Source organism: Sulfuricurvum sp. (genome assembly GCF_049587615.1).
GTDB lineage: Bacteria > Campylobacterota > Campylobacteria > Campylobacterales > Sulfurimonadaceae > Sulfuricurvum.
On the sequence record NZ_JBAVEF010000053.1, the window covers coordinates 151505 to 175717 of the forward strand.

General features: G+C 36.9%; 25 protein-coding genes and 1 tRNA gene. 10 read left to right on the forward strand and 16 right to left on the reverse strand.

The features are described 5' to 3' along the window. Positions 1-26 precede the first annotated feature (26 nt). Positions 27-110, forward strand: a tRNA-Leu gene (locus WB308_RS10860). 181 nt (positions 111-291) lie between these two features. Here WB308_RS10860 and WB308_RS10865 read toward each other — a convergent pair. The 3 genes from WB308_RS10865 to WB308_RS10875 form a co-directional block, all read right to left on the reverse strand. Further along, complete coding sequence (locus WB308_RS10865) at positions 292-1575, reverse strand: type II toxin-antitoxin system HipA family toxin (RefSeq protein WP_424191396.1); 1284 nt, start codon at positions 1573-1575, stop codon at positions 292-294. Then, a complete protein-coding gene (locus tag WB308_RS10870; RefSeq protein ID WP_424191398.1) occupies positions 1569-1823 on the reverse strand; it encodes a helix-turn-helix domain-containing protein in 255 nt (84 codons plus the stop codon). The genes WB308_RS10865 and WB308_RS10870 overlap by 7 nt, the downstream gene beginning before the upstream one ends. Positions 1824-2180: 357 nt before the next feature. Further along, positions 2181-2486, reverse strand: a complete 306-nt coding sequence (locus WB308_RS10875; protein WP_424191400.1) for a hypothetical protein — start codon at positions 2484-2486, stop codon at positions 2181-2183. 656 nt (positions 2487-3142) lie between these two features. Here WB308_RS10875 and WB308_RS10880 point away from each other — a divergent pair. The 5 genes from WB308_RS10880 to WB308_RS10900 all read left to right on the forward strand — a co-directional run bounded on the left by WB308_RS10880 (position 3143) and on the right by WB308_RS10900 (position 6752). Continuing rightward, a complete protein-coding gene (locus WB308_RS10880) occupies positions 3143-3457 on the forward strand; it encodes a hypothetical protein (RefSeq protein ID WP_424191402.1) in 315 nt (104 codons plus the stop codon). 422 nt (positions 3458-3879) lie between these two features. Beyond that, positions 3880-4260, forward strand: coding sequence for a hypothetical protein (locus tag WB308_RS10885; RefSeq protein WP_424191404.1), 381 nt, complete (start codon positions 3880-3882; stop codon positions 4258-4260). 194 nt (positions 4261-4454) lie between these two features. Next, positions 4455-4778, forward strand: a complete 324-nt coding sequence (locus WB308_RS10890) for a hypothetical protein (RefSeq protein WP_424191406.1) — start codon at positions 4455-4457, stop codon at positions 4776-4778. After that, the gene (locus WB308_RS10895; RefSeq protein ID WP_424191408.1) at positions 4779-5426 is read left to right on the forward strand and encodes a hypothetical protein; all 648 of its coding nucleotides are present in this window, start codon (positions 4779-4781) and stop codon (positions 5424-5426) included. 405 nt (positions 5427-5831) lie between these two features. Next, positions 5832-6752 (forward strand): hypothetical protein, encoded by a 921-nt coding sequence (locus WB308_RS10900; protein ID WP_424191410.1) that lies wholly within the window; start codon positions 5832-5834, stop codon positions 6750-6752. A 54-nt stretch (positions 6753-6806) separates the two neighbouring features. Here the strand turns inward: WB308_RS10900 and WB308_RS10905 are convergent, their stop codons facing one another. From WB308_RS10905 to WB308_RS10920, 4 genes are all read right to left on the reverse strand, one after another. After that, on the reverse strand, positions 6807-10769 hold the full coding sequence (locus WB308_RS10905) for an AAA domain-containing protein (RefSeq protein WP_424191412.1): 3963 nt from the start codon (positions 10767-10769) through the stop codon (positions 6807-6809). Positions 10770-11028: 259 nt separating this feature from the next. Then, positions 11029-12258 (reverse strand): hypothetical protein, encoded by a 1230-nt coding sequence (locus WB308_RS10910; protein WP_424191414.1) that lies wholly within the window; start codon positions 12256-12258, stop codon positions 11029-11031. Positions 12259-12420: 162 nt separating this feature from the next. Continuing rightward, the gene (locus WB308_RS10915; RefSeq protein WP_424191416.1) at positions 12421-12936 is read right to left on the reverse strand and encodes a hypothetical protein; all 516 of its coding nucleotides are present in this window, start codon (positions 12934-12936) and stop codon (positions 12421-12423) included. Positions 12937-12969: 33 nt separating this feature from the next. After that, positions 12970-14340 carry a hypothetical protein gene (locus WB308_RS10920; RefSeq protein WP_424191418.1) on the reverse strand — a complete coding sequence of 457 codons (1371 nt, stop codon included), beginning with the start codon at positions 14338-14340 and terminating at the stop codon, positions 12970-12972. 109 nt (positions 14341-14449) lie between these two features. Between WB308_RS10920 and WB308_RS10925 the strand changes: the two genes are divergently transcribed. Beyond that, the gene (locus tag WB308_RS10925) at positions 14450-14704 is read left to right on the forward strand and encodes a helix-turn-helix domain-containing protein (RefSeq protein ID WP_424191420.1); all 255 of its coding nucleotides are present in this window, start codon (positions 14450-14452) and stop codon (positions 14702-14704) included. A gap of 7 nt (positions 14705-14711) precedes the next feature. Here the strand turns inward: WB308_RS10925 and WB308_RS10930 are convergent, their stop codons facing one another. The 9 genes from WB308_RS10930 to WB308_RS10970 all read right to left on the reverse strand — a co-directional run bounded on the left by WB308_RS10930 (position 14712) and on the right by WB308_RS10970 (position 22160). Beyond that, a complete protein-coding gene (locus WB308_RS10930; protein WP_424191422.1) occupies positions 14712-15035 on the reverse strand; it encodes a hypothetical protein in 324 nt (107 codons plus the stop codon). 98 nt (positions 15036-15133) lie between these two features. Next, positions 15134-15463 (reverse strand): hypothetical protein, encoded by a 330-nt coding sequence (locus WB308_RS10935; RefSeq protein ID WP_424191424.1) that lies wholly within the window; start codon positions 15461-15463, stop codon positions 15134-15136. Between the two features lie 56 nt (positions 15464-15519). After that, on the reverse strand, positions 15520-15654 hold the full coding sequence (locus WB308_RS10940; protein WP_424191426.1) for a hypothetical protein: 135 nt from the start codon (positions 15652-15654) through the stop codon (positions 15520-15522). A gap of 41 nt (positions 15655-15695) precedes the next feature. Beyond that, positions 15696-16169 (reverse strand): hypothetical protein, encoded by a 474-nt coding sequence (locus WB308_RS10945; protein ID WP_424191428.1) that lies wholly within the window; start codon positions 16167-16169, stop codon positions 15696-15698. Then, entirely contained in the window at positions 16166-16477 is a 312-nt protein-coding gene (locus tag WB308_RS10950; protein WP_424191430.1) for a hypothetical protein, read from the reverse strand. Before WB308_RS10950 ends, WB308_RS10945 begins: the two co-directional genes overlap by 4 nt. A 267-nt stretch (positions 16478-16744) precedes the next feature. After that, on the reverse strand, positions 16745-17359 hold the full coding sequence (locus tag WB308_RS10955) for a hypothetical protein (RefSeq protein WP_424191432.1): 615 nt from the start codon (positions 17357-17359) through the stop codon (positions 16745-16747). Between the two features lie 126 nt (positions 17360-17485). Then, positions 17486-20608 carry a type I restriction endonuclease subunit R gene (locus WB308_RS10960; RefSeq protein WP_424191434.1) on the reverse strand — a complete coding sequence of 1041 codons (3123 nt, stop codon included), beginning with the start codon at positions 20606-20608 and terminating at the stop codon, positions 17486-17488. Beyond that, positions 20605-21108: a PIN domain-containing protein gene (locus WB308_RS10965; protein ID WP_424191436.1), complete on the reverse strand. Its 504-nt coding sequence runs from the start codon at positions 21106-21108 to the stop codon at positions 20605-20607. The genes WB308_RS10960 and WB308_RS10965 overlap by 4 nt, the downstream gene beginning before the upstream one ends. 2 nt (positions 21109-21110) lie before the next feature. Then, positions 21111-22160 carry a helix-turn-helix domain-containing protein gene (locus WB308_RS10970; protein WP_424191438.1) on the reverse strand — a complete coding sequence of 350 codons (1050 nt, stop codon included), beginning with the start codon at positions 22158-22160 and terminating at the stop codon, positions 21111-21113. Between the two features lie 230 nt (positions 22161-22390). Here WB308_RS10970 and WB308_RS10975 point away from each other — a divergent pair, with 230 nt between their 5' ends. Genes WB308_RS10975 through WB308_RS10985 form a run of 3 tightly spaced genes read left to right on the forward strand, consistent with a single transcriptional unit; the run spans position 22391 to position 24210 of the window. Further along, positions 22391-22666: a multiubiquitin domain-containing protein gene (locus WB308_RS10975; RefSeq protein ID WP_424191440.1), complete on the forward strand. Its 276-nt coding sequence runs from the start codon at positions 22391-22393 to the stop codon at positions 22664-22666. Continuing rightward, entirely contained in the window at positions 22641-23816 is a 1176-nt protein-coding gene (locus WB308_RS10980) for a ThiF family adenylyltransferase (RefSeq protein ID WP_424191442.1), read from the forward strand. Before WB308_RS10975 ends, WB308_RS10980 begins: the two co-directional genes overlap by 26 nt. Further along, positions 23806-24210 carry a DUF6527 family protein gene (locus tag WB308_RS10985; RefSeq protein ID WP_424191444.1) on the forward strand — a complete coding sequence of 135 codons (405 nt, stop codon included), beginning with the start codon at positions 23806-23808 and terminating at the stop codon, positions 24208-24210. The genes WB308_RS10980 and WB308_RS10985 overlap by 11 nt, the downstream gene beginning before the upstream one ends. The last annotated feature ends 3 nt before the right edge of the window (positions 24211-24213 follow it).

Genomic DNA, 24213 nt, shown 5'->3' on the forward strand with positions numbered 1-24213 from the left:
TATAATTCCACCTCTTCACAAGACATGCCAGTGTGGTGAAATGGTAGACACGCCGGATTCAAAATCCGGTGGCGCGAGTCGTGGCGGTTCGAGTCCGCCCACTGGTACCACTTTTTTATTCAAAAAATCCCCTAAAATACGAACTTTAAAGCTTCTTCTAGTAAATAGAAATTCTTCTTGTTACACCTATGTTACACCATATCTATTTGTTTGTTCGAAAATTGAGAGTAATACAGTGACTTGTGTAGTCTAGATACTAAAAGAATTTTAAAATGCTTACCACTAATTATTTTATATACTGATCGATTTATCGACACTTTTCGTCAATGTTAATATACGTTCATGCCATATAGATGTAATTCGATATTCAGCACTCAAAAGAGGTAAATCATTATTTTTTACAGCAATGGTTTGATCGATAATGTCACCCGCATTTCGAATATTGAACTCATCGGCGATTTTAATCAAATGTTTGCGGTTGATTTCACTCACTGGTTTATAATCGAACAGCATCTGATGTTTTGCCGATGGGGCAAATGTCAGATCATAGGCCGGTGCCGCTCTCCATGTACCGTTGTTATCCATGAGATACGAAAAGTTTTTTGAATGATCATCTCTATTGGCGAAAACAATGTTAAAGATCATGATACGATACATATTTTCCATATCTGAATGGGGAATGTTGAGTTTCAATCCGACTCGGAAAAGATTGCTATAATCAAATGTCGTTTCAGCGGGATTATGATGCATGAGCCCTGAGAGGGAATGCATATGCAATCGTTCTACATTGTCATTTTGTTTCAGAATGTCGAATCTCTCTACAGCAAAATGGATACCGCCATTGCCGTCTTCGATCAGGTAGGTATCAGAGATTGTGATTCCGCATTTGCGCGCGAGGATGGCGTATATATATTCCGTTACCGTTTTCGAAAGATTAAGTTCATCGTAAAACGTTTTAGATTGCGCTTCACGGGTATAGAGTAAATTATCAAATTTTACGATCGCGTGGACGAATCCATTAGGTAATGGGTCACTTTTTTTGCCGACATACATGTTTTTTTGATTTGGATTCAATCCGACGATCGCTTTGGGTTGAGCACCGCCGGCTGCCGAGTTGGATAGGGCGATGATTTTTTCAAGCTCAAATTCACTTTCACCGAAGAGTGCTTTTTTGGTCTCTTCGTAGAGTTCTGCCATCTGAAAAATAGCTTGAGTATTTTTGGAGCGCTCATGCAATTTTTCTGGCTCGTAAGTTAGTGCTCCCATCGTATTGCTGCCAAGAATTTGTAATTTTTCAATAGTTGTCGGACTCTTTTTAAAATGACGGATAAAAAACTCTTCCAAAAAAGTGTTCCCATATTTTCCCGGTAAGCTGTCACTGATAAGTCCAGGTAGGCCGTATTGGTGCTCAAGATGAGAAAAATTATACGGTTCACCCATCTTCGTGATTTTAATCGGAGAGAACGGAAGCGTATTCGTAGGATTCATGATGAAATCATAGGTTCCCTTATCGTTCTCGATAATTTTGGCTACGGTTTCACCCCATGCTTTGACTATAAGTGTATCATTTACCATTTAATCGCCTTTCTAGGCAAAAGAATCGATTCAAGTTCTTCGATGCGTCCGAGTCTTTGCATGATAATGATAAAATTTTGAAACGAGATCTCTCCACTTTGTTCGAATCGCATATAGGTTCCGAAGGGTATACCGGAAAATTCGGCAAACTCTTTTTGGGTCATTTTGGTAGCTTTTCGTAATGCTTTAGCTCTGCGACCTATTTCATGCGCTATTTCTATGGAAGAATGAAGCTCGAAGCTGTCCATGGTGAAACCTCTAATCAAATATGATTAATATTGTACTATTTATTTAATATTTAATCAAATATGACTTAATTGTATGGTGATATTGAAATTTTTTAATATGATTCTCTTGTACACTACTTAGTGTGTCATAAGTAAAGATGGTGTTTGTTAGAAGATTGCGTATTTCTATAATATTCAGTTAAATAGTTAACAAATAATATGATAAAAACATATTATCTATATTAATAAAAACTTAAAATACTAAAATTACCTTCCATGTTGGTTCTCTGTCATACGCTGTATTATTGTTGAAATATTGTGAATTATAGAAAGAATTTTCTTGCTCAAATAGAGCAAGAATGAGTGGATGATAAAAAATTACTTAGCTTTTGAATAAGCTAAGCTTTTTATTGCTTTGTCTATTTCATTTTTGAGAAAAAAAACGCGGCGTTTATCTTTATAAAAGCATTTTGGGTATTGCATAAATAAACCTCCTTCTTTGTATTGCTGGTTTAGCCATTCGTGTCCACAATCAAGATAGATCATTACTTCATTACGGGTTAATGTATCTTTTCCAGAAAAATTTATTCCTGAAATTGAAAAGCATTTATCTACTTTATCTTTAAGTTTTTTTTGAGGACGACCAGCATTTTTTTTCTCAATTTGTGCATTTTTTTTGTTCAAAAAAACACTGCAAAATAATTTATACCTAGCGATACATAGGTATTTTGAAAATTTGTATTTATGTGTACATTCTTGCAAATAGAATCGCATTGCTTCCCGGAAAGCATTGCTCTCAACAGGTAGAATATACAATTTATTGTATTGTTATTCAGTTGCTGAACACATTGTCGCAACTTTTTAGGTTAGCAATAATTTTTTAAACGAAATCATTCAGTAAAAATTATTGCGAATAAATCTAAGCAAGAGATCTTGCTTAGAGAGCGTATGCATTCCCCTGAAATACAAAAGAATGAATCGTCTACTTATCTATTGTTATAACAAATATTATTGATGACATTTACGTCGAATATTATCAACAAAGCGGATTACCTAAAATGGGAAACTTCTGCTCATGTCAAGTATAAAATTGTTCTTTCTTTAATACGCATTTGGTAAATATGCATATTTTTTTCTGCTTATGGTTTATCCACTCAAGAGCGCATCTATCCCATTTAGATGATAATGAAATTTTAGCACAAGTATAGAAATTTATACAAATGTTTCGTAAAGTAACAATATTTCGATTTTTCAATTTCTATCTTTAACATATTTCTTATTCCATATGATTCCAAATAGTTCCATATGGTTCCATAAATACCAGTTTATGGGCTCTTTACATGAATATTTCTTCCAGTAATAATAACGACAAGAAGCGCTTCGAATATCAAATAAGAGGAAATGTCATGCTAAATATGGAACGTAAAAGAGAGTTGATTCAGCTACTTTTTCAAAAATATGGGAGTCTACTGTTAACAAGAGAGCAGGTTGCTGAAGTGCTTAATATCTCAACTGCCTCACTTGATCGAATGAAGCAAAATGGCGTTGGAGTCCAATATCAAAAAGATGGTCAGTCAGGGAAAAATGGAAAGATACGCTATCCAATAGATGCGGTAGCTGAATTTATTGTGCAGTCAAATATTCAAACAGCATGAAAAATGGTGACGATAAAAAGGTCAAGCTTGGATTTACAACGATTCAGCATGATCCGAGGATTCGATTTGAACTTTCGAATAATGACTATTGTGTATGTGATGCCATATATCACTTATCACATAATCCAAATGGGGCTGTATTTGGTTGGTGCTATGCATCCAGAGAAACATTGGGTAAATTTTTTGGAATAAGCAGATTGACTGTTATTAATATAGTCAAAAAACTCCAAAAAAAAGGTTTGATTGAGATTAATCTTGAAACTGACTATTTACGAACTACACAGTTATGGTACGAGCATTTTGTAATGTTCGAATTGAAGAAACATAGGGTGTAAAGAAATTATACACCTTGTATAACAGTACATTTTTTACTGTTTAAAAAGTTAACACAATATAGATAGTAATAAAGAAGAGGAAGAAGAATGGATGTTAAAAATGAACTTTTTGATGAATTCATTAAATGGCTGAAATTGGATGGTTTAACTCCCAAAAAATCGGAAAGATTATGGAAAAAAACTATTTTCTCGCGCCTACAAAATGGGCATAAACGAACCCTAGAAAACTGGGATGATTTCATGAATGATCATTTTACAAAACAACTTCAGAATCCAATAACTATTGATTTTGATGCGAATTGTTTGATTGGGCTTGGTGTGAGCGTACAAGGTGTTCACAGAACAATTGATTACGTAGTAAAAGGAGAGACAATGTGTCGTGTTTTTTTTGAAGATGGAAAAAATATGGATGTTCAAAATACTATTCTTCTTCAAGTTTTAAAAGACCATGAAGTGAGTAAAAGATGATAAAACATCTCAAATTATCAAACGAAGAGTTGAAACAGACGTATCTGTTTTACGCACGATGTCCAATAGCGGATCAAATAGAAATCATGGAAAGACATGGAAGATTGATTCACAAACTTCGATCAACAAATGTTGATCAGCTATCACTTCAAGAACTGTCATACATCGCTCTAACAAAAGCAATAAGATCACTCATGAATGATCGTGATTCAATACGTCGAAAGAACTTTGGAGAGATGAGTTTGGAAGAGATTGAAAAACTCTCAGAGATGAAAATACGACGCTTCTTTGATAACCATACCGACCAAGAATCAGTGCGTTCAAAACTTATTCAGAAATGGCCTTTGATAGTGTCACTACGCAACACTCCTGTCAAAAAAAGCAACAAACCATTGTCATATAAAAAGCTAGCCATGATTGTAAAAAAAGAGTTGCAATTAGAGAAACTTGCACCTTCCACAATTCAAAAATTGTGGCACGAACTTGAATTAAAACATGAAACAAAACAGGAGAAATAAATGGATGCGATAAAAATACTTTGGCGACTTCAAAAACCACTTTTCAAATGGCACTCCTACCCTCTTGGCGAGAGTGGAAAAACGATACTACATATCGCTTCTCTTGACGATATGCGTGGCAATAGTTTTATCATTAATGAGATGATAGAGCTCACTGACATTTTTTGTTCGGAAAATTTAGCACAGGTACATAAAATAAAATCCGGGCTGGATTATTATACTCAAGGACGAATGAAAAAAGAGTATCCGACTGATTATTATCAGATAGTAGAAAAGACTGAAAATGATAAAACCTTTAGAGGTTTGAAGTGCACTTTTCCTAATACGGTTAAGCCAATTTATTTGCAAGAATTGGACATCGTAGGAATGATTATGGACTGGAATCAAGCATTAAAAGCTCGGGACACCTCCTGTTTATCCGATACAAATAATATTTTTTCAATGGCAAGAAATAGCAATCATGACATGTCAAAAATAAAAGATTCTGAGATTCAGATGTTTGGACAATTGCACGATTATATTTGTAGAGTTTACGCCGATAGTGATTCAAAAAAGCTGTATGAAAAGTATATTTTTTCTACAGAAAATGCTCAAAAACTTCTACAAAGATATCAAATTCTTGAAAAAAAAACAAAAAAACATGCGTAAGATAGTTTTGAAATCATTTTCTTGCATGTTTTCATTTTGTTTTTTGAAGTGTTTTCTCGAAAGAGATTTTCAGCATACTATATACCCCGTTTTACGGGGGTTTTCAGCTCTTTACCTGCAAAAATAGAAACCGTAGAAAACGTCGCAAATATGCCCTCAAAAAAATTTCACCTCCTAAATTTAAAATCATCGATAATCTTTTGTTTTTATACATATACATGTGAAAAATCGGTGGAGCTCAGATCTACCTACGGGGAAATCACACCATCGTAATCAAAAGAGCCGAGGTTCAGCGCAACTCGTCAAAAACGTAGATCGACTTAACTCAGTGGAATCTTTTCATCCACATTTGCCGGACGGCGGCTTAATCCGATCACTATATTTTTTTAAAATTGAGGAAGTTATATGCGCGGAAGTGTTTATTACCAATCAGCGGAACTCATAAAAATTCTACTAGTTCAAGGTGCAAAAAAGACCGAACGTATCGATCCGAATCATCCAAACTTTCAGAAGATTGCATCGTATGGGACGGCTAAAACTTATCGCGACGTTTGGGAGAATTTTTTTCATTATTTACGCGAACATTGGTTAGTCAAAGACCCTGAAATAATAACAGGCGATATGGTCGGTTCCTATATGGATTACAAGGTAAGTTATCATCCAAGTAAGCAATACTTAGAAAAAATATCAGCATCTTTAGGTGCCTTAGAAAGAGCATTAAAATTTTATACTCAAAACAAATATGGCGCAGCAAAAGAATACGATTTTTCAGTACGACAATTCATCTTAAACGAGTCAAGAAATTTGGATTTAGTAGCCGATAATTATCACAACCGCGCTTATGAAAATCCTGAACTTTTGATCGAATCACTATCCAAACCTTTACATCGTTTAGCTGCAAAAATTCAACTAAGTGGAGGCTGTAGACTCGAAGGGGTAAGCTTAATAAAAATTGACCAGTTGCAAGGTTTTCAATTTGATCCAATCACCTCTACAAACAAAGCAGCTATTTTTACTAAAGAAAAAGGAGGGAAGGGATCAGACATATTAATTTCTCATGAAATTTATGCAGAACTTCAAGAACATATTTCTATTCACAAACACTTCAAAATTGATCGTCAAAAATATTCTACAGACATTCGAAAAACCTGTCAAAAATTAGGTATTCCGCCAGAATCATCCCATGCATTTAGATGGAATTTTGCGAAGCGTCGTATGATAGAATATGCTCGTGCCAGTTACACATATGAGCAAAGTCTTCAAGCAGTTAGCTGGGAAATGAAACATAATCGCGCGTCTATTAGTGAACATTATTTGGGTGAATAGCAATGTAGGCGACAGCACAACAATAATCGCTAGAGACTCTGCTGATCACTACATTCACATCTTAAGAATATCGGGATTATGCATTAGAATATGGTTCAACATTAATCCAGAATAGGTACCTTCTTGCTTTAAAGCCTCTTTATTTCCGAAACAAACGAAAATATCCTTGGCTCTTGTTACAGCAACATTTATCATTTCAGTTTCATCTCGATTGAAAAACATTATTGGTGTTTTACCAGCATGCCTCATCCCATATACTGATGCAAAAATAATAATTCGCCGTTCTGAACCTTGATACTTATGCACTGTTCCAACCTTTATTAGATTGATTCCTTTGTAATTCTTTTCTGTTTCGTTCAAAAGTTTTTCAATATAGTAATGTTGATTACTAAAAGGAGTAACAATACCAATACCCTTATAAAATTCGTTATCCACTTGGATATTAAGCATCGCCTTAAAAATCTCTTTTTTATCTATTATAAACTTTACTATGGCTTCAGCTTCTATGGTATTTACGTAGTCTTCGTTTCTTTCTCCGTCTCGTTCAACAAAATACAGGTGTTTATATGATTCCTGTTTTTTCATTGGAATCACTTCATTAAAATATGTTAGTTCATTAGCAATAGATGCAATAGGCAATGCACATCTGAAATGTTCTTTGAGCCAAATATCTCCTTCTAGCTTACTTGGATTATATGGAAGAAAGAAAATAGTTGATGCATTCGCAATGCTCATAGCATCATTAGTTCTTTTTGGAGGACTGTTTTTAGAGTTAAAAGTAAAAATATCTGCTGCACAACTAAAGTTATCAACAATTTCATTAATCTGTTTTTCTTCAGACCAATATCGTCCAAGCACTTTATGCTCGAAGTTAACATCAAAGGCAAATACAGGTTTGAGTTGTTTTACGTCACCAAAAAACATTGCTCTTTTTGCTGCTTGCAAAATAACCATTTTCGATGGTGGAATTGTGCCTGCTTCATCAATCAACATAAAATCAAACAAACTGGGCTCAATAATTTTCTTATTTCCTTTTTTTTCAGCAATTACACTACCCATGGAATTACAAGTCATACTGATGACTGGAAAAATTGGTAAAAGTAAATTCCAATCGTTGTTAGAACGTACTACATTAATATATGTCTGCTTACTGTCAGCTATATTAAAAATAAGAGAATAGCTTTCTTTACTTGACTTACAAAATGCTGTTTTATTTTTAAATAACCCTGCAAACCATTTATCGGACTGATATGGTAATGCTTCAAAATAACTGTAATTCGCTTTTGCACAGGTTGCATTACAACTAGAGCAAATAAAATTGCCATGATTATTTTTGTTCATTGTGCCTTTGCCACAAGCCGGGCAATTATAACTACCTACATCTCCTTTGCCTTCATCAAAAAAATGGATAAAGAAAAGTGCTTCAAGTAAATGTAAAGCATAATAAAAGTTATCAGTACGTAAGGACTTGTCTAATTGCCCTTTTTGCTCTTCATAAGTCTGAATTTCCAAAATAGTTTTGTTACATAGTAAAAGATCAATAATACTTTGAACGTCTAATACTATTCCCATCTCATCTATTGACTGATGCACGAATTGAAGTATTTTTGTACCTTCAGCATGAATAGCTTGATTTGATTTTTTTTCTTTTTCTAAGCTATTGATTCTATTTGAAAGTGACTGATTTTTGTTGATAAGATCATTAATTTTCTGCTGAATTTTGAAACTTTCCTCATTGATCTGAGCTTTTTCTGCCACAATCAGTTTATATATTGCTTCAAGAACTTGATCTTTTACTAACTTTGATTGTCTGTCGTAATTATTTTTTAAATCAAAGATATCCTCATCGAACCGTTTATTTATGCGGTTCAATGATCTTGCGAGACTACCTATATTAAAAAATTTATAGAAAAGCTTCTCAAGAAACCATGCTACGATGATTTCTTTACGTAACGCTTCATCTCGTTCACTTTCAATAAACTTAATTTCTTTACGCAACATCTCTTGAATGAACCAAGATTCTTTTGATTTAAACTCAGAATGTGTTAATGGGTCCATATCGTTTAAAATGTCAATCTGATCATTATTTTTGGCAATGATCATCTCCAATGACAAAATTTTGACTTGATTCTCATTGATATCAAAAATGATTGCGTTAATGTCTTTCGTCAGAGCATCTATTTGAGATTGCAAATTTGGCAAATATAATGGATCTTTCACCGCTATATTGTTCACAGCCTCAAGAAGTTTTTGATCGGATCTTATTGTTGAAGATAAAATCTTTTTTAGTAATTCAGGAGCTATTGTTTTATTTTTGATTATTGCATTTATCTCGCAGTCCGCGAGTGATTGCAAATCTTTTTGGGAAAGTTGTCTCTTTTTGATTTGGGTAATATTACTTTTGATACATTCATTGAAATATTCAGCACATTTCAGTAATTGTTCTACAACAGTTTTACCATCAATATTAATATCCGGAAATGACAAGGCAAATTGATTCAGATAGTAATCGTATCCTTCTGATGCATTTGCCAATATAGTAGTCATTATAGTTTTTCTCATAACAAAGTAATTGTCGGATGAATTTTTAACTACAGGGGCATAAAGCGTTTTTGAAAAGTCAATTACATTGTCATTTTTAACACTCTCAGGAACTTCATTCACATCACTTTCATCAATGTCATCATTGGAAGATTTGGATTTATCTTTGAATTCGAACGTTGCCTTGATCCACCGTTCATATAGAATTGCTTCTTTATTCTCAAATTGCAATCGTTTTAATTGAAGTGTTTCCTTGAAACCCGATTCAAGACCTTCGCAAATATTGTATAACGCTTGATTATTTGTCGAAGAGCAAAGAATCGGTGTTGCGAATGTAACGCTTTTTGTCTTTCGAAAATGTTCAAATGCATCCAATGCTGATTTTACTATGTAGTCACCACTGATAGCTCGTAGAAGTGCAGTCTTACCTGTACCTGGTGCTCCATTAACTGGAATAATAGATCTCTCATTTTGCAAATAACAGGCCATGGCTTTTCGCTGCGAGTTCATTAAGGAAAATTTACTATCAAAACTTCCAAAATGACTTTCAAACGAATCCACAATCTGCTTGGAGGTTATAATGTCTTTAACGTTGATATTGTTGATGCCCCCAAAACCTTTAGTTGCATGAATTGAAAAATATTGTATTAAGAGATCGTTGAACCCTGTTTCATGTAGAGAATCATACATCGTCAAAAGGCCACGAGTATAATTTTGAGAAACCGCTCCGACAAATGTTCCTTCAATAAGTTTATCTCCATCAATAAGATTCTCTCTGATTTTTTTAATAACTGCTGCAACTTTTTCTTGTAGCTCCTTTGCATTTTCAGCTTTGATATCGAATAGCTCATCTGGAGACAAATTAAATTCGAGAAGCTTAGGATTTACAACTACATCAATAGGCTGTGGCTCGATGTCAAAATCTTTAGACAATGGCTCTAAGCCTAAAATAAATTTTGCAAGTTCAGCCAATCTATTAAATGGTATCGGCTTGTTTTGCATATCAAGTGACGGCAACATTAGGGCAGCCATTGGAAAATATGTCGCTTCTGATTTATCTAACCGCGCAAAATTTACAATAATGCAATACGCATATGTAAATTCTTGTCCATACGTAAAATCGTCGAAATCTTTAATAGACTGTGCAAGAGGCTTTTTTAATAATTTCGAGTCACCTTTATTTTTCAAATTGCTAAAACATTCGATAAAATTCATTTCTTCAAAAAACTTACAAGCATCTTTATGTAAATACAATGACGGAGACATATCTTTTTCATAGAAACGTGGTAAATCCGCTGTGTCACTCTTGTTCAAAAGCTTTTTTCTATATTCGTCCCACTTCTTTTCAATTTTTTTGGACAAATCTATTGGTTCATTTATCTCGTGTTTCTTTGGTTTCGCAGCCAAAATATTTTCGATTGATAAAATATATCTATAGTATAAAAATAATTTTTCATGATCCGGAATAAAACTCATATAATCTCTTATTTAGTAATGTTTTGTGCAATTATGGCGTAAAAAATATTTTTGAATAACTTTTATACGAGGAGTGTTACGTATAAATCGTCCATTTTAACCTATTAAGTTTGCCATCGATGAATCATGCTAAAATCATTTATTTTCCATCAATGCATATTTGTTTTTGACAAATCAAAGTATTGAAGTACAAATTTTTTACTTTAGAGTACAGGAGAAAGGTAAAAAACATTATTGTCTAACTCAAAGTTTGTTTTAGTCACTTCCACTCTATCTCATGTAATCCATAACTCTTGATAAAAAATCCAAAAGGACATAATTCTGTGCATCTAGCGCGTAATATTGGATTATTTACACATTTGTCATCAACAATTTCAGGACGACTCACGTTACAAAATTCCAACATTCCACACTTCTTAGCAGTTGATTCTGTAAATTCGATAAATTTATTCGCTGCATAAAGCTGAATAAAATCATTGTGATTATAGATTTCCGGCAATAACGATATAGATTCTTCTTTTTGGTTAAACACCATTGGAATTCCAATTTCCTTTACAAAATAAGATATTTTTTCTTTGAATTCAGCATGATTCAGTATATATAGTTCAGTAAATATAAATCTATTCGATAACTCAACTTTAGAAAATTGGATTACATGATCAATCCACATCTTGATACTATTAAAATTGCTATTATCATATTTCTCAGAGAGTGATATTTTTAAATCAATTAATCTTCTTTCTGTTTTAGTAAATAATGTTTCTTGAAAACCACCACTAGCGTTCCATTGCAGACTGAGTAAAGTAGCCTTACAATTAGCATAAGTATCAAACTGGTCAGGATGGTCAATTACCAAATTTTTTATTATAAATATCAGCTGATTCATGGGATTATCGTTATATAATGAAAATTCTACTAAACACAATTTAACATCATCGGTAATCCACTGAAGAGAATAATACTCAAAGATAAGATCAATTGTTTCATATGGAAATACAGGATGTGACACACTCCAATTCTTAGCCTCAATTTTATGCGCTATGTATTCTAAAAAGTCTCTAGACCCAACATGATACTGATATCCTGTTTCAGTAGTTAAAATATATCCGTATACTTTCGCGCCAGTTTCAATTTCAAAATATTCGGTATCTATAGAAGCTATTTTTTCCTTTTCATTTTTAAATTCTTTACCACCCCATGTATAATGCAGTTGTTTCATAGTTAACTTAGCATCATCATCCCATTTATCAAATGGGCGTGTTATTTCTTTGTCATGAAAACCGGTGGCGTTGATAATGGCAAAATTCCTATTTGAGACTAGCGTATTTCGAATATTGTAAGGGAGTATCAAATCCTGAAGAAAGTGTAGATATTCATGGACAAAAGTTTGCTCGTTATTTTCAACAACTGTTAAAATGTCTTCATTAGATTCAATTTTCATAAAAAAATAAGAAGGAAGATAATACCCATTTGACGCCGATATTTTCATTATTATGCCTAATCATGTAAAATTTACGAAATATAATACATGATACTATCAATGTTTCGTCTGATTCATCTTATACAAATAAAAATATGCTGCTTTCGTGATAATCGCCAACACGGTAATACCGCCATAATGGCAAAGAATTTCTCCACGATTATTTTCTCCTTATAAATGCGATGCTTCTTGTTTTGATTTACGTTGAGTATCACTCGAACTTTTTTGTTTTGCAGCTTTGAGCAAATTTTTATCGACGTAATTCAATTCCATTTCAAAGCTCATGTGTGGAGCATTGAGCTGTATTTCGGTATTACCATTGGTTAATTTGGCGGAAGTATCTCCAACAAACGGAATATTAGAAGTGACCAGTTTATATTTACTTTTCATTTGTCCGAAAAGGTATTGAAATTTCTCCTTTGAAAAGGTAGTAAAGACTCCCGTCAACTTTCCGTTTTTATCGTAAATTACTCGTGCTGATTGCATCCCTTCAATTCCTAATTCACTCGGGTCAAGATCATATACGTCACCTTGACTAATATTATTGATTCCAACAAACTTGGAATCATATTTTTCTTTCATCATACCGATTGTTGATTTGCCGATTTCTAAACCAAACGGTGAAGGATCGGCATGGATAAAAGTAGTTGTGAGCAGCATAGCTGCTAGGATAGTTTTTAGTTTCATTTTTAGCTCCTTATGTTATTGTTTAAAAAACTTTTATTTACACCCAGACACTTCACGCCCGGCAAACTGATCATTACGCATATAGATCAAATTGACACTGCATTGATTCCCATAGGCTTGTCTGCTGCACGTTGCCGTATAACCATCAATCGATACTTTACCAGCACCGTATTGGCTGCATTGCTGAACTAATGAGCTCTTAGCGTTTTGGATCGATTGAGGGTGTTTTAGGTTGGAATAAACAAACCGCTCATCGGTAATATCTCGTGCTTCATTGTTTTGAACTTTATAGTTTCTGTAGGTCTTGTTTCCACCTACCTCTTGGATATTCACTAGCTTGCTCATACCGTTATCGCTGTAGAGTGTAGAGACCAGTTTACGGTTGCCGATATTATTTTCACTTTGAGCACCAAGTGGAAGCATTGAGGTTGAGAGAGCAAGACCTTGCATCTGTATATTCGATACGTCACTTTGATCAATGACGAGGTTGTTTTTTGCATAGGTTGGAGTCGTATCGGCAAGAAGCATAAATTTGAACGGTTCAATCATTCGAAATACAAACGGATGTTCGATATCAGCACATCCCATCTCTCTTTTCATTATCACCGGTTTGCTATAGATATTCGTTTCACCGCCATCGACTATGAGTTTACCTGATGCCTCTTCACAGAATGCTCTTGCCATTTCTGTTTGACTTTTGAATGGAGCGTACTTAATTAGGTATTTATTCCCTTTTTGCTCCGTTACATATTCGGCAAATAGGGACTCGATTGTTTTAGAGATCTTCGGCTTTGCAAAGTTATCCACCGCTACCGCTTCACTAAACGTGACAACCATAGTGTCGGGATAGCGTTTGGTTTTAGCCGTATAGATGGTTTTACCGGTATCGATTGATTTACATGTCGTATCGTAATAAAAGTTCTGAGGTCGTAGAGCATCAGTATCGGCGATGAAACCTCGTTTGAGACGCTGATCGGTAAAGAACTCTCGAAAGTCACTACGTGATTTAACAAAGAAGTATTTATCTTCGGGTTTGAGTTTGGTGTATTCATTTCGCTGTTCTGCGGATAGCGCTTTGACCTTAGCATGATCAAGACTATGTGCCTCTACCGTATCGCCGAAACTGTCCTTGATTGTAAAATAGACATCTCCCCCATATGCGAAGCATTGACGTTCCAGCATATCTTTAGCATCTTCACTTCGGGTTTTATACGTTACTCCCCCTCCTATAAGGGGAAGTTCTTCAATCGGTGTGACTACTTCAATGGTATTGGACGCATCAGTCATTTTTACTTCGATTTTCATCTCTTTCATCCCTGCGATAAAAGCATTAGAAATGGGTTGTTGATCGGCGTATAACGCGCTGCTTAGCGCTAAGGCTATAAGTATATTTCTTGAATTCATAGTGCAGTTTTTTCCTTTCTTTTTCTGCTTGCATAGCTATTACTATTTGTGTGAAGGAGTATAACATAAGTACACTCTAAATAGTAATTACTAATTATTTGGAGCCGTATTGAGAACACTGGAAGATCTTACCCAAGAGGATGTTGATGAGCTGTACCGACGTATCGGAAGAAATGTCAAAGCGCTTCGTGAACTCAACGGTTTGACTCAGCTTGATCTCTCATTTGCGATGAATCTCAAATCCCCGGGTCTTATCTCTCAGAGTGAACTTTATCTCGATAAACAGCACTTTAATATCAAGCACCTCTATCAGATCGCCCATATTCTCGAATGCGACATCACCGATTTTTTTAAAGTCTATTGATTTCTCTTTAGGCGATGTATCGCTGTAAGTGAGACCTCTTTGGGGTGGAGTGTTTCTTTCTCTCCCCTTGGCGATAAATAGAGTATTCACTGCTTTTTTCATCATTGCACGCGGTAAGCATCAGTAATACCGGCTCGTCCTCACTATTGGTCGTGTTCGTAAAAATATAGCTGTGCCCCAGATAGAGATAGCGGACACATCCGTTCTCCAACACAAAGGACTTACCTCCGCGAACTATCGTTTCGGCATAACGCACCGCCGTTGGTTTAGATTTAATCCCGAACCGTTTTTTTAAACGCTTGAGAGCATGATGGGTGAGGACAATGTTCATTTCATCCTCCATAGGTGTTCATGAATAGTGCATAGAGAGAGCCTGAACCAAATACAATCACATCTATCAGGACCAATACTCTGGCAATACGTTTGGCTTTAGTCATCATGACCATATCCTCCAAAACTACTTCCATGGTCACTAAAACCATGACTGCTGCCACAGTGGTGCATATCAAACCCATAAGGGTTACCGCAGACATCAACACACCCCATCATAGGCAAACCGGTTGCGGGGTTAATCTCAATTCCTTGGCAGTCCTGGTGAGATCCAAACGAATTCTCGTTGGGGGTGAAGAGATCGAAATCGCTGATAAAGTTCCAGCTGTTCTTCTCCCATGTCTTCGTAGTAGATAGTGACGCTTTGTAATTTAGGAGCATGCGAATAAACAGATAGACCAGTGCGATCAATACGAATAGTTTTAGCATCTTTTTTCCTTTTTTGTTTCATTGTTTGTAAAACTTTCTTTTTATTGCTAGAGCGATTAAAACCGCTCCAGTAGACTTCTCACCCACGGAGTATTTCTATGGGTGAGGATATAACACAGCAGTGCTCCCAGCACTACGCCGACAATGCTTTGCAGATAGTCGGTGAGTGTTTGAGCGCGCCATGCTAACACCAGTGCGGGGAGGTAGAATCCTCCCCAAATAATGAGCCGTTTTATAGGTTCTCTTTGGGGGTTGCTTGATACCCTCTTAAGATAATACGGATGATTCTGCTCACAAGTGCCACTGCGATAAGAACAATGGCTATGACCAATTCAATATGTGATTGCATTGCCGATGGCGGTGACGTCAATAAACCTCCCACAACGCCGCTGAGTACTACCAAGATAAAGAGAATCAGTTTATATGGGGGTTTCACAGACTTAACTCCTGTACTTATCAAGGCATCGATACGTCGGTCCATCTGAACCATAGAGTACTCAACTGCCACAATGGTATAAATCATGATGAGTGGAATGGTTTTATGAGCTGCATAGTTCATAAACCACCCCATAGCTACCGTTGTGAGGGTAAGCAATACAAAGAGCGCAAGAAGCGATTTCTTTTTGGTATGAGTCCATAGCATAACGCTTCCAAGCATCAACATACTGACTTCTACTAAATAGACGAAAAAGTGCTCTAAACTCATAATCGTTCTCCTTTCTCATGCAGTTCAAGGCGCAGTTTTAACTCCTCGATCTGAAGGCTTTTTAATCGCTGATGCTCGATCAACACTATGACACTATCCAGTTCCGCTTCACGAAGATGCTCGTTCACTTCACCTTTGAGCTTGGCGTAGTGCGGAGCGTTCCAAACACTATCCTGACCACCGAAAATAATTTGCTCCATCTCATCGCCTCGGGTGTGAAATGCGATACGATCATCGATAAAATCACATATCTCTTGGTGTGATAAACATACTTTGTTTGATTTAAAAAGACATTTTAGAAATTCCATTGTTATTCTCCAAAAATTATAGATAGCGGTGCAGTAAATGCACCGTTACCAATCAATTGATTTTTCATGCCATATGAAAGATTGGGCCATTTTTTTAGGATACAACAGTTACAAACATCTGATCAAGATCTTTGCCTGTAAGGTGAAAAGAGTGCGTTTGTATTACACGGCTCTTTTCCAATAGTGAGAATGCTCTCAGTCGCGACTGGGAAAATTTTAGCAGTTAAAAAGGAGTTTGTGAAGAGGGTTTTTAGAGTAAAATCTTCGTTATTCTTTTACACGATTTGGGCTATTTAAATATAATGAAATCTTTTTTGCATCCAACACTGCATATGCTTTTAATAAATAATACGATGCAATTAAATAAATAATAAAACCTACAAAAAACCCGCCAAGCAAGTTATAGTATGAAAATGGTTTCATCAAAAAAGGCACTTTTATCACTTCACTACCAATTGCAAGAAATACAAAAAAGAAAAATATATTAATGACTGCATAAAAGAATAGATCAATATTACTTGAAACAGCTAGCTCATTTTTATATAGTTTTAAATATGGGAGAGCATGTTTTAATTGTCTATATGTAATAAATCCTTTCGAATTTTCATGAAGTTGCATCAGTTGTTGTCTAAAAAAATTTTCGACATTAATTCCAGTAGTTAATCGAAAAAGCTCATTATGTATTTGATCTTGAAGTAAAGTTTTCATAGATAGTTCTATATGTTCGTTTGACATATGATCCAAATTCTTTTTTAATTTATTCATTCGAATAAAATCATAGAAATCATAGATTTTTCGTATATTAAACAATCCAAATACTAAAATCATGATAATAGCTACTTTGTAATTTCCTTGTTCTAATATCTTGAAAATTTGATCCATTTTCTACTCCTTTTTATCATACGATATCACATTGATTATTTCATTTTATAAAACATGACAATTTGTCATGATTATTCCAAATTAAATATCTACATTTCAGGACTTTAATAAAAAATATTGTAATTATTACGACGCCCTCAATCCGCCAAAACTATCAAACACATGCTGATACACCAGTTCAACCGAACGCGGCCATAACTCTTCATCGTATTTTTGAGGCAATCGATCCAACACTTCTTCTATCGTTAAACGTACTTTTGCTTTAGTCTGCTGCTTCTTACGCCAATCGATAACCAGAAGTAGTTTCAAAGTCTCTAACAAATCATGCGCAACCTTTTTAACCTCTTTACGCTCTTTTTCGGTCAGTTCAACACCTGACGCGATCAAATCGAAAATTGCCAACTCTTCTTCACTCAATTCTTCTCGCGCGGCACGTCTCTCTTCGGGATTGAGTTCTTCTTTGATGAAGCGTTTTAGTTCTTCGAAAAATACCTCGGCATTAGCCGCTCCGAGGTTATACCGCTCAACCAACTCTTGGAACTTTTCTTTGAGATCCAAACGTGAACTGTTTTGCTCGATCATGACATTCAATTTGCGCTCAATAATATTCTTGAGTCGTTCCGCGTCTGAACGTGTTGGTGAAGCCATTTGTTCTAACATCTTCATTAATGCTTCAAAATCAATCTGCGAAATGTTTACCGGAGAAGGCAGATGCGATTTGATTTCTACCGTTTCAATGGCATCATCCAGTAGTATATTTACTCGATCACGAATAACTTGCAACACCTCTTCATCATCGATGTCTTCGCCAGCCTTCAACCGCATTTGCTGATAGATGACATTGATCGCTACACGCTCTGCTATAAACGCTTCCGCGCGTACATCAGGTAAGATTCCTTTGAAGATACGATTGATTTGACGCAGATAAGATGTAAATGCTTCTTTATTAGAAGGCTCTTGCATCATTTCACTGGCAGCATCGAGCAATCGAAGCTTTTCAAGTTGCGTTGCATTGATAATAGCCTGCAACGAAACACCATGCCCGTCTAAAAAGTTTTTAGTTTCGGACATTGCAACCATTAGTGCTTCATACAAACGTTCTTTATCAATAGCCGGCAGATCAATCTTTGATCCGTCCAGTGTTGCTCCATACAGCCCCAGAGCTTCTCTCAGTGCTCCAAATATACTGATGTAATCGACAACCTGACCATTAGGCTTGCCGGGGAAAAGTCGATTGGCTCTTGCTATGGCTTGCATGAGGGTATGACTTTTAAGCGGTTTATCAAGGTAGAGTGTCGAAACAGCAGGGGCATCAAATCCGGTCAGCCACATAGCGCATACAAATACGATACGCAACGGGTCATCATGGTCTTTGAATTTCTCATCAAGCTTTTCATGTTCCATACGGTATCGATGCGGCGCGATTTCCACACCACGTGAACGCAGTCGATCTTCTTCACCTACACCACCCGACACGACAACTGCCATATCCGTTTGACGCATATACTCGATATCGTTTTGCAATTTGGATAATACACTGCCTCTTGCCGTTTTTGCTTCGGCTTCAAGATGCTCTATTTTTACTCTCCACGCTGTCTGTACCAAATCATACATTTTGACAGCAGTTGGTTTATCGATAGAAACCATCATCGCTTTACCCATATACTCTCGCCCCATGAAATGCTCTACGATATCATGTGCAATCGTCTCTAAACGCTCTTTTCGAGTGATGATATGGTAGGCACTTGCAAACTCCCTCTCCATCTTCGATTCTTGTTCATCACTCAGATCAGCCTCATCTAGGAGTTCGAGAATCGCATCGCCCAAATCATCACGCTTCAATCCTACTTCTGGTACACGGTTTTCATAATAGAGTGGTAACGTTGCACCATCTTCAACCGCATCTGAAAAGTTATAGACGCTGACATAATCACCGAATACCTCTTTAGTTCTCTCTTCCCCTGAAAGTAATGGTGTTCCTGTAAACGCGATAAAAGATGCTTTAGGCAATGCAGAACGCATATTCATCGCCATGGATGAGTACTGGCTACGGTGAGCTTCATCGGTGATGACAATGACATCATCACGTTCTGATAGCAGCGGATATGTCTCACCAAGAGGTGCACGGAATTTTTGAATTAGGGTAAAGACAAACCGGTGATCTTCGCTGAGTAGCCATCGTAAATCATCCCCTGAATCTGCTTGGCACTCTTCTGCCAATACACCTGCACTGTGAAACCCTTTGTATATCTGATCATCCAAATCACTGCGATCGGTCACGATAACAAACGTCCAGTTACCCGGAAGCTTACGAAAGATTTTCTGAGCAAAAAACGTCATCGAAAAGCTCTTTCCGCTCCCCTGCGTGTGCCAGAACACCCCGAGCTTTCCTTCGATCTCCTTGATATGTCCGATACCTTTTAATGATTGGTTGACACCGAGGAACTGATGGTATTTTGCAACAATCTTTACGGTCTCTTTTTTCGTGATATAGAGGGTGAAATTTTCGATCAAATCAAGCAAGCGGTTTTTCTCGCAGGTTCCCCGTAGTATAACTTCCAAACTTACCCGTCGCGGCTCATCTTCACGTTCAATTTTTTTCCATTCACTGAAATGATCCCAGCTGCTCGAAACCGTCCCTATCTTAGAAGCAATACCGTTTGAGAGGATAATGAGCTGGTTGTACCAGAAAAGCTGAGGGATGGATGATTTGTAGTCTTTGAGATTTTCGTTATAGGCTTTGGAGAGTTTCGCGTGTGATGATTTAAGTTCTATAAATACGAGTGGAAGTCCGTTCACAAATCCGATCAGATCCGCCCGTTTAGGTTGCGTTTCCCCCATAATCCAAAACTGTGAACACAGCAGAAAATCATTCTCTTCCGGTTGTTCCCAGTCGATCACTCGAAGGGTCACATCTTCGCTTTCTCCCTCTTCATTATGGACACCCAGTTTTAAACCATCTTTGATAATTTTATAGACTTCTTGATTTGCTGCGATCGGGCTCATAGCGGAACGATCCCGCATAATCATATCAGCAGCTTCAGAGAGGGAGGTTTTAGAGATAGAAGGATTTAATTTTTCGAGAGCATGGAGGAGTCGCGGACGAAGAACGACTTCGCTACGATTAAAACGTCCCAATGTTCCGTTTTCACCGAAGTCTTCTTTGTAGACATTTAGATTCTGCCATTGCATCTCATGAAAAATACTTAGCGCGCTTTGTTCAACGATTGAATCTTCGGTGTAGCTCATGTTTCCAGCCCCAATTCCCTCTCAAATTCATATAGATGCGCTCTGGCCACATCCCACGGCAAACGCCGTTTCTTTTCTTTCAATTCTTCGATCAATCTGTGAGCTTCCGCGATGGTCACGAATCGATGCCGAACCATATGTTCGATGATCCAGATCGTCCCATATAAGACCACCCCTTCTTCATCCGCTGCACGTCTAAGGTCATTATCTCCCGTCAGTAATGGACATGTATGCTCTCGTGCCAACGCGAGGGCAAACAAATCGTTCATACCAGGGCCATTATAACGACCAGACAATGACATCGCATAACCTACCGCTTCACTGCTTAGCTCCAGTACTTCCAGTCCATAATCCGGAAGTTCACTGTGTTGTGCCTGTAATTCCTCGAAATACAAAATATCAGGGACAGCAAATGTATAAGGGAGTCGAAACATCGTCTCGATGTGTCCAATTACCATCATATCGATCAGGATATTGCTGTCACTGATAAGCAGCTGCACGTTTACGCACTCATCATACGTATATTATAAAATTCGATGGTACTGATTCCCATAAACTGCGCTGCCTTAGATTCACCGATAAAATCTTCAGCTAATGCATGAAAAACAAGTTGCTCAAACACATGAGGTTTTTCGGATGGGTACTGATCACCCGGCTCTTTTTTCAGCCATCCATTTCGCTTGAACATCTCCCACACCGCCGAATAGGTTTTCTTCTCGATGATCCCTGTTTGATATGCTCGGATCACTGCTCCCAACATACTGATCCCATACTCGGTTTTCAATAGCCCTAGTTCACGGATTTCTATAAAGTTCCGATGTTCCCCAAGCTCATGCCGTATCGCATGAGTTGGAAGCAAAAATGCCCCGGCAAAACGGTCGGCAGCTTTTTCCTCGTCAATTTCTTTTGACAATCGCCCTTTCAGCACCAAATGCCCCAGTTCATGTGCCAAGGTAAAACGCTGTCGGTCTCCCGGCCAATCCGAGCTGATCACAATAACCGGCTGATCATGGATCTTTGCCGCTAGTCCATCGAATTTACTATCAATACTGTCTTTTATAGAAAACACACGGATTCCTTGCCCCTCCAAAACATCGATCAGATCCAGAATCGGAGCAGATCCCAGTTCCCAATTGGCACGTAATTTATCCACAAGAGAATCGATCTCTTGAATTGTTCCAATATATTCAGATAATTCATCGCATAGTACAAATGATTTGATTGGCGGTATCGGAAAAAAGGATTCCAATTCAAACCGTTTTTCAATTTCATCGAGAATCTTAGCATTGATCAAATCAAGCGATTTTTTTGGGATTTCCCGCTTGCGATATTCAACACTTTCAAGATTTATTTCTACTTTATGTTGGCGGAAAAAGTATTCAGACTTCACTCCAAGCGCCATAGAGAGTTTAAGTAACATCCCTGAATCAGGAACAAGTTGATCTTTTTCAAACTTTGAAATTGCAGTTTGACTAACGCCAACTTTTTCACCCAGTGCGCGTAGTGATAATCCAGCTGCTTTGCGTGCCCGCTCTAGTCGTTCTCCAAACATCGTCACTCCTTCGATGGTTTACAGATTAACTGTTCTTTATAGAGATTGTAAAGTAAATTTTCTTCATATAGGCTGAATCAGGTTGACATTTATGTTTTATTTAAGTATATTTGTAAACGTATTTCATAAATAAACTCTCTTCGAGAAATGTGAAATATTTCAGGCCTTTTGGATCGGAATCTTACCGGTTCATTCAATATTCAGTTATATAAAGACATAAAGGAGTAACCATGTCTAATGAAAAACACGGGGAAGATGCACCTGGACAAAACAAAGAGTACAGCATCATCATTAACGGAAGACGAATTACGACTACTGAACACAAACTTACGTATGATCAGATTTTGCAGATGGCAAAAATTCCGGAAGCTGGACAAACTACATTGTATATCATCACATTTGAACGTGGACCCCATGGAAATTCGGAAGGAACAGTTTCCTTAGGTGGTAGCATCGTTATCAAAGATGGGATGGTGTTTAATGTCAGCACAACTAATAAATCATAGCCCTGATTTAAAACGGCTTCGAGATGAAGGTTACAGTATTTTTGTGCGAGGGGGATTATTAGTTATTGAAGATGTCCCTTATGTAAACGCTAACAAAGAGACAGCCTTAGGGAAACTCGTTTCGACGCTTGTACTTTCAGGACAGAAAGCATCATATAACGGCGAACACGTAGCTTACTTTGTTGGCGATACACCTCACCACGCCAATGGTGAAGAACTTACGCAGATTTTACATCAGAAAACAGTTACTAATCTTGGAAATGACATCATATCAAATATGTCGTTTTCAAGCAAGCCTGCAAATGGCTATAATGATTACCACCACAAGATGACCAACTATATTAATATCCTTTCTGGTCCGGCATATACGCTGGAGCCAGGTATTACGGCAAAAGTTTATAAAGCCATGCAAGACGACGAGTCATCTGTATTCAACTATATTGATACTAACTCTAGCCGTGCATCAATTACTTCGATTGCAGAAAAACTGACAGGATACAAACTCGGACTAATCGGTCTTGGAGGAACTGGATCTTATATTTTGGATTTTGTGGCTAAAACTCCCGTTAAAGAGATTCATCTATTTGATGGAGATATCTTCTATTCACATAATGCATTTCGTGCTCCGGGTGCACCGACCTTGGATGAACTGAACTCTGGTCTATCAAAAGTAGATTATCTAAAAGGTATCTATTCTAAAATGCGCGGAGATATCTATGCACATGCAGTTTTTATGGATGATGAGCATCTGGAAAAGATGGCAGAGCTTAACTTTGTATTTGTGGCTATCGATGAAGGAAGCATAAAAGCTAAAGTTTTTAGTTACCTTGATGCCAACAATATTCCGTATATTGATGTTGGGCTTGGTATCAACATCACAGACGAGGGTCAGTTGAGAGGAATGGTACGAACGACATCCATCACATCTTCCACACGCCATACTCTAAAGCAGTATATTGATCTTACAGATGGCGAAGAAGATGCTTATAGCACTAACATCCAAATAGCGGAGCTTAATGCTTTTAATGCTGCACTGGCAGTTATTAGTTGGAAACAACATGCGGGCTTTTATCAAAGCACGTTTGATGTCGGACAAACACTATTCAATCTTGATACGATGCATTTAGGGAAAATAGAAGATGAGACATGAGTTTGTAGAATATATTCCGGAAAAACTTGAAGAAGGGGTACTCTATATTTCTATTGAGTACAAAACTGCTACGCACCTTTGTGCGTGTGGGTGTAAAAGAGAAGTAGTTACGCCTATTTCTCCAACTGATTGGGAACTATCCTTTAATGGACAATCTGTATCACTTAATCCTTCGATAGGAAATTGGGATTTTCCATGCAAGTCACATTATTTTATTAGACGCAATTCTGTTCAATGGGCGGGTGGCTTTAGCAAACAGCAAATTGCCGCTGTGAAACATCAGGATCAGAATAACAAGACAGCTTATTATGACCAAAAACATGACCCTGAACAAACAACCATTAAATCCTCAGGATTATTTGAAAGATTGTTATCTTTCTTGTTCAAGAAATGATTT